Origin of the sequence: Streptococcus sp. Marseille-Q5855 (genome assembly GCF_946901985.1) — a bacterium.
Classification (GTDB): domain Bacteria; phylum Bacillota; class Bacilli; order Lactobacillales; family Streptococcaceae; genus Streptococcus.
In genome coordinates this window covers 1-6,520 of the sequence record NZ_CAMPPR010000005.1, presented here as the reverse complement: position 1 = coordinate 6,520, position 6,520 = coordinate 1, and the positions used below count along the sequence as shown (strand labels likewise).

The following is a 6,520-nucleotide window of genomic DNA, read 5'->3' as shown; positions in this document are numbered from 1 at the left end:
CCGTTTCCTTGGTTTCTTGATTTTCTACTGGTGCTGGCATTGCAGGAGGGGGTAGTTGCCCCCTATATCGTAACTCCCTCTATCTAAATAGGAGATTTTAACTTTGATTTAAGAGAGATAGAATCATAATGAAAACGGTATAGCGGATTGAAACTAGAATAGTAGACCTTGGTTTCTAAAATATTGTTAAAAATTAGTTTGAATTTCTCAACTAATTTTATTCAGATATTACTTCATTCTGCTATAAAAAAACCAAACGCTCCTTCTCATGATGGCAAAAACAAGCATGTAACAAAAATTTAATAATTCTGACATTTAAAGATAAATAGCTTGCAATCATTGATAAAATCAGCTACCATAAGTAAGTAAGTAAGTAAGTAAGTAAGTAAGTAAGTAAGTAAGTAAGTAAGTAAGTAAGTAAGTAAGTTTTATTGTCCCGATTATGATATAATGATTAAGCTAGAGAAACTGTGCTAGTAGGAGAAACGATATTTTCCGCTAGATGTAAACATGAGACTTCCTTTCCTAAAAAACATGACAAAATGATTAATAATTGCTAAGCCTACTAGACAGTTATCCTAGTTTTTGAATAGAATGTATCGATAGAAGGGGTTACGAACATGACGCCAGAAGAAATGTATCTGACAGAGCGATTGGATGTACAGATAGCTCATTTTTTAAAGAAAAGCGTTCAACATCGTAGACGCTATAAGGTATTAAAAATAACAGAAATCGTGGCAGGTTTTCTCATAGCGGTCTTTTGTGCTATTCCTATGCCAGGTGATCGCTACCGTTTGATTTCGGTTGCCTTGTCCAGTCTAGGCTTGCTGTGTGAGGGGATTCTCAATTTGTATAATGCCAAGGAACACTGGATTTCTTACCAAAAGACTGCGCAACTCCTGGAAAGGGAAAAATTTCTCTATCAATGCCAAACAGAGAAATATGCAGGAAAAACCAAGGCTTTTGCCCTATTTGTCAAGACATGCGAAGGTCTTATCTCAGAGGAAATCAACCAGTGGGAAAGTATCCAGTCAAAAGAAGTAGCAGCTAGTGCAGATGCTCCAGAGAAAAAAGAGTAGGAGGTGGAGGAAATGTATCAATCCAGCTACCTATTGCCCTTGCTCTGGTTAAAAAAAGAAGCCGATAAGGAAAAGATGAGTGCGACCCAGTGCCAGATATTTTTCTTTTACTATCAACTGTTTGAACTCTTATTTGCTAGAGAAAGCGACTTGAGAGACTTATGTCTGGGAAGGCAAGGTTTTTATTTCTCGCAGTTAGAGAAAGATTTGCTTTCTGGAGTTTCCCACTTTCTAAAAAACTTGGAGGGCAAGGGGACTCTCAAGGCTAACCAAGAAGTATCAGCTCGCAAAGCCCTTTTTCTAGCCTTGACAACTAGCCAGTCAGATTGGCAAGCTTTGGCTCCTGTTTTTGATTTTTATCAGACTATCGGGAGACTTGAAAATCCCTTGCTCTTGAGTTCTCAGGACAGACAATATCTGATGTGGATTTACCAGTCAGCTTTGGAGAAGGATTATAGTGTCAAGGTTATTGGCGACAAGCATTTTGTATTGAAGAGACAAGATGCTACTAAATTGACAGGGCGCCAAACTCAAACGTTGGAAATTCTGAGTCAATCAGAAGACTTGGTCAATCCTGTCTATGTTACATTAGGAGAAAAGGGGGTGCTTTTGCTTGATTAAGAGAGGAGATGTTGTAGCTCTTTATTTGCCTTTTCCGACTATTAGTAGTGATTTGGCTATGAAGAATCATATGTATATCTGTATTGACAACAGCACGACTAAAAACAAAGAGTTAGTTAAAAATCAGACCTTCAAACCAGCTCTCTTGACCAGACGTTTGGTCAAGAACTTTATGATAGAAGAGCCGGATCTAGCTCGTAATCCTTTTACAAGACCAACCTTGATTGACTTAGATAAGGTATTTATGTTGGATAATACGGTCATTCCGACTTCTTATCTAGCCAGACGGCGACGCAATGTCTCAGAAGAATTGTACGAGGAAATTTTGGATCACTTAGTCCAACCACGGCTGATTTTGCTGAACAAGTCTGAGTTTATGCAACTCAATCCAGGAACTTATTAGGAGGTAGAAGATGGCAAATAAAGCAGTAAATGACTTTATACTAGCTATGGATTATGATAAAAAGAAACTCTTGACCCATCAGGGAGAGAGTATTGAAAATCGTTTCATCAAAGAGGGGAATCAGTTACCCGATGAGTTTGTTGTTATCGAAAGAAAGAAGCGGAGCTTGTCGACAAATACAAGTGATATTTCTGTAACAGCTACCAACGACAGTCGCCTCTATCCTGGAGCGCTTCTCGTAGTGGATGAGACCTTGTTAGAGAATAATCCCACTCTTCTTGCGGTCGATCGTGCCCCGATGACTTATAGTATTGATTTGCCTGGTTTGGCAAGTAGTGATAGCTTTCTTCAAGTGGAAGATCCCAGTAATTCAAGTGTTCGTGGAGCGGTAAACGATTTGTTGGCCAAGTGGCATCAAGACTATGGTCAGGTCAATAATGTCCCAGCTAGAATGCAGTATGAAAAAATCACGGCTCACAGCATGGAACAACTCAAGGTCAAGTTTGGTTCTGACTTTGAAAAGACAGGGAATTCTCTTGATATTGATTTTAATTCTGTCCATTCGGGCGAAAAGCAGATTCAGATTGTTAATTTTAAACAGATTTATTATACAGTCAGCGTAGATGCTGTTAAAAATCCAGGAGATGTGTTTCAAGATACTGTAACGGTAGAGGATTTAAGGCAGAGAGGAATTTCTGCAGAGCGTCCTTTGGTCTATATTTCGAGTGTTGCTTATGGGCGTCAGGTCTATCTCAAGTTGGAGACCACGAGTAAGAGTGATGAAGTAGAGGCTGCTTTTGAAGCTTTGATAAAAGGAGTCAAGGTGGCTCCTCAGACAGAGTGGAAACAGATTTTGGACAATACAGAAGTGAAGGCAGTTATTTTAGGGGGCGACCCGAGTTCGGGCGCCCGAGTTGTAACAGGCAAGGTGGATATGGTAGAGGACTTGATTCAAGAAGGCAGTCGCTTTACAGCCGATCATCCAGGTTTGCCGATTTCTTATACAACTTCATTTTTACGGGACAATGTAGTTGCGACCTTTCAAAACAGTACAGACTATGTTGAAACTAAGGTGACAGCCTACAGAAACGGAGATTTACTCTTGGATCATAGTGGTGCCTATGTTGCTCAATATTACATTACTTGGGATGAATCATCCTATGATTATCAAGGTAAGGAAGTCTTGACTCCTAAGGCTTGGGACAGAAATGGGCAGGATTTGACGGCTCACTTTACCACTAGTATTCCTTTAAAAGGGAATGTTCGTAATCTCTCTGTCAAAATTAGAGAGTGTACCGGGCTTGCCTGGGAATGGTGGCGTACGGTTTATGAAAAAACCGATTTGCCACTAGTGCGTAAGCGGACGATTTCTATTTGGGGAACAACTCTCTATCCTCAGGTAGAAGATAAGGTAGAAAATGACTAGGAGAGAAGAATGTTTGCGACAAAAAGAGTAAAGGGCGATTTGTTTTCAGGACTCATCACAGATGTGGATGAGGAAATCATGAATAGCGATCAGAATCGCCTTGATATTGATACTATTGCCATCCACCATAATGGTGGGCTGAGTGATGAAGGGGCTAGAAGTACTTGGTATGTCTCCACAGGGCATGGCACATCTGCTCACTATCAGGTGACTCCTGATAAGATATGGGGGTGTGTTGGCGAAGAAAGTGTCGCCTATCATGCTGGCAACTATGAAGTCAATCAGCGTTCGATTGGTATTGAACATTTAAATAACCGTGGAGAACCGGACTGGACGATTGCAGAGGAAACTTACTGGAACTCAGCACGTTTGATTGCAGATATTTGTAATCGTTATAATTTACCAATCAATGGGGAGACCATCCATCCTCATCGGGAGTTTACTGTTACAGATTGTCCTGGTGGGATTGATCTAAATCGGCTCATCCGGATGGCAGCTGAGATTCTTGCTGGAGATAGTTTCCAAGTTTCAAAAGAGGAACAGCCTCGAGATGGGGATGGAGAGCGCCTAGTGCGTGTGGTGGAGGATGGCCTCTACATCCGAACAGGCCCAGGCCTGGCTTATCCTGACCAAGGTTTTTGCCCTCTTGGGACTTTTACCATCATGCAGGTAGAAGAAGCAGATGGTTATACTTGGGGCTTGCTGAAGTCTGGCAGGGGCTGGATCGCACTAGACTATACAGAAGAAATCAAATAGAAAAAGGAAGAAAGAATGAAACAAAAGCATAAAGAAGATCATAAAGGGGAAAAGGTTTTTCGTTACTCAATAAGGAAGTACCACTTTGGTGCTGCCAGCGTTGCCGTTGCTGCGCTGATGTTTTTTGCCAACGGGACAGTACAGGCACAAACACCTGACATTTCTCCAGCGACAGAAAGCGGAACGACTAGAACCAGCGCCCTTGTAAGCGATTCCTCGGGGGGGGGATCTGAAGAGCTAAGTGAAGAAACTCCTGATACAGACCCTAGTCAGCCAGAGCAACCTATCCAAGGCAATCGAGAAAACCAAGAGGCTTCAGATAAAAACAAGTCTCTAGTAAAAGATAGCGAAGAAGGCAAGGGAGAAAAACAAGCAGAAGAAGCAAGCCGTCCTACTGTAGATAAGTCACTTGCCGAGTCGGCACAAACCAGTCTGCAAGCTCTACTTGCCAATCTGACACTGGACTCAATGAAAGAACTTCACGCTCGTGTAGAAGCAGGTCTAGTAAGAGCTAAAGCTGTTCTTGAAAATCCAAACTCCAGTCAAGAGGAGGTCAATGCCCAAGTTCAAGCTATGAAAGCCTTGACTGAGGAGGTCAACAAGGCTTTGGCTGGTGGAGTCACTTCCCCAGCTGAGCTTGGAGAGGGAAGTGGTGCGACTCAGAGTGAACCAAGCCCGACTCCTAAACGAGGGCGACGTGGTAGAAAACCACTAACCCCTCCTGCCACGCCAGCACCAGTAGAAAATCAAGAAACCAAGGAAACGGCGGAGGGAATCAACAAGGCTTTGACTGGCGGAGTCACATCCCCAGCTGAGCTCGGAGAAGGAAGAAGTGCGACTCAGAGTGAACCAAGCCCGACTCCTAGACGGGGGCGACGTGGTAGGGGGCCGCTAACCCCTCCTGCCACGCCAGCACCAGTGTCAACAGAAAGTCAAGAAAAGAAGGAAACAGTGGAGGAGGCTACAGACTACACAAATGGTCCAGGTAGCTACCCTCTATTAGAAAACATCCATAAACTCTTCCAAGAACTGAAGACCAGCACTGAAAATCCAGAACAGGTCCAAAAACTGAAAGAGGCTTACGATAAACTCAATGAAGCATTGGGGCAATCAGAAAATGGGCTTGTCAATCAGGAGGTCTTTAATGCTGCACTTGAGGAGTATAAAAAGGCTGCTCATCTAAAGAAAGATGAGGAAGGAATTGGAAGAACTAGGAATCGTAGAAGTGTTTCCGGTCTTGTTTATGGGTTGGCTACAGGAAGTCCGGGAAGTGAGAAGAGATACAGGAATAGAGACGGCAGTGAAAAAGATAGTGTAGCGTTATTGAATTCTTCTGATCTAGATGATGCACCCCTGAAGTTTATTGCTACCGTAGAAAATGGAGGAATTCGTGAATTTTCATTAAAAGGATTTCCAGAAACAGATGACTCTGGTAGAAAATGGGCTACTACTACTGTAACTTATTCTGGTGATAGAAAGAGAGCGATTATAAAAGTTACAGGTAAGACACCAAAATCTATTTACGGACTATATAATGTAACACCACAAGTAACCTTAGATAGTGGAAATGTACAGAGTAAACTGCAGCAGATTAGATACCAGCTTCCAAAAGCGGAATTTGATTTATCTCCGACGGGTTCAGGACATACAGCTCAACAAGATGCGGAGGGTAAAGCCAAAGCTACGGGGAATAACAGACCTATATTCCAAGTAAAAATACCTACACCACCAGGTGGGAAAATTAAATCTACCAATATTCCTGCTAAAGGTCAGATAAAAGTGTTCTTGGTTCGAGGCGGAAGTAATCAAAAATTTGGCAAAACAGAAACTTCAGCTACTGGTTATGATATTGTCGCGTGGGCACTCATAGGGGAACTAGGAACGGGGTATATTGTTCCACCTCAATATAAAAAAGAGTCCATAGGTGATCAAACATTGCGCTTGGTTACTGCTTACGTTCAACAAAATACAGAGAACATAATCAGCGACGACTTTGTTTCTCCTCTTTCTACTGATTCCATTACGCCGACCAATCCGATTGATAGAGATGGGGCTAGACAAGAGCTGGATACCAAAGCTAATGAGAAGAAAACAGCGATTGATAATATTCCAAACTTAACCACAGAAGAGATTAAGGAAGCGAAACGCCAGGTAGACGAAGCTCTTGCAGACGCGAAACGTAAAGTAGGAGAGGCGACAGACCAGGCAGGAGTTAACAAAGCGAAACAAGACGGT

The 6,520-nt window shown here is 42.4% G+C and carries 6 protein-coding genes; all 6 read left to right on the top strand.

Translation table 11 applies throughout. The annotated features are described in order from the left end of the window. Window positions 1-620: 620 nt before the first annotated feature. On the top strand, window positions 621-1,079 hold the full coding sequence (locus tag OC529_RS06550) for a DUF4231 domain-containing protein (protein ID WP_031233612.1): 459 nt from the start codon (window positions 621-623) through the stop codon (window positions 1,077-1,079). A 12-nt stretch (window positions 1,080-1,091) separates the two neighbouring features. After that, window positions 1,092-1,700 carry a hypothetical protein gene (locus OC529_RS06545; protein ID WP_262081332.1) on the top strand — a complete coding sequence of 203 codons (609 nt, stop codon included), beginning with the start codon at window positions 1,092-1,094 and terminating at the stop codon, window positions 1,698-1,700. Next, the gene (locus OC529_RS06540; protein WP_262081331.1) at window positions 1,693-2,103 is read left to right on the top strand and encodes a hypothetical protein; all 411 of its coding nucleotides are present in this window, start codon (window positions 1,693-1,695) and stop codon (window positions 2,101-2,103) included. The genes OC529_RS06545 and OC529_RS06540 overlap by 8 nt, the downstream gene beginning before the upstream one ends. A 10-nt stretch (window positions 2,104-2,113) precedes the next feature. Beyond that, window positions 2,114-3,529: a cholesterol-dependent cytolysin pneumolysin gene (gene ply, locus OC529_RS06535; protein ID WP_262081767.1), complete on the top strand. Its 1,416-nt coding sequence runs from the start codon at window positions 2,114-2,116 to the stop codon at window positions 3,527-3,529. A gap of 9 nt (window positions 3,530-3,538) precedes the next feature. Next, on the top strand, window positions 3,539-4,285 hold the full coding sequence (locus tag OC529_RS06530) for an N-acetylmuramoyl-L-alanine amidase (RefSeq protein ID WP_262081766.1): 747 nt from the start codon (window positions 3,539-3,541) through the stop codon (window positions 4,283-4,285). Window positions 4,286-4,300: 15 nt separating this feature from the next. Continuing rightward, on the top strand, window positions 4,301-6,520 hold a 2,220-nt coding region (locus OC529_RS06525; protein WP_262081765.1), incomplete at its 3' end, for a DUF1542 domain-containing protein.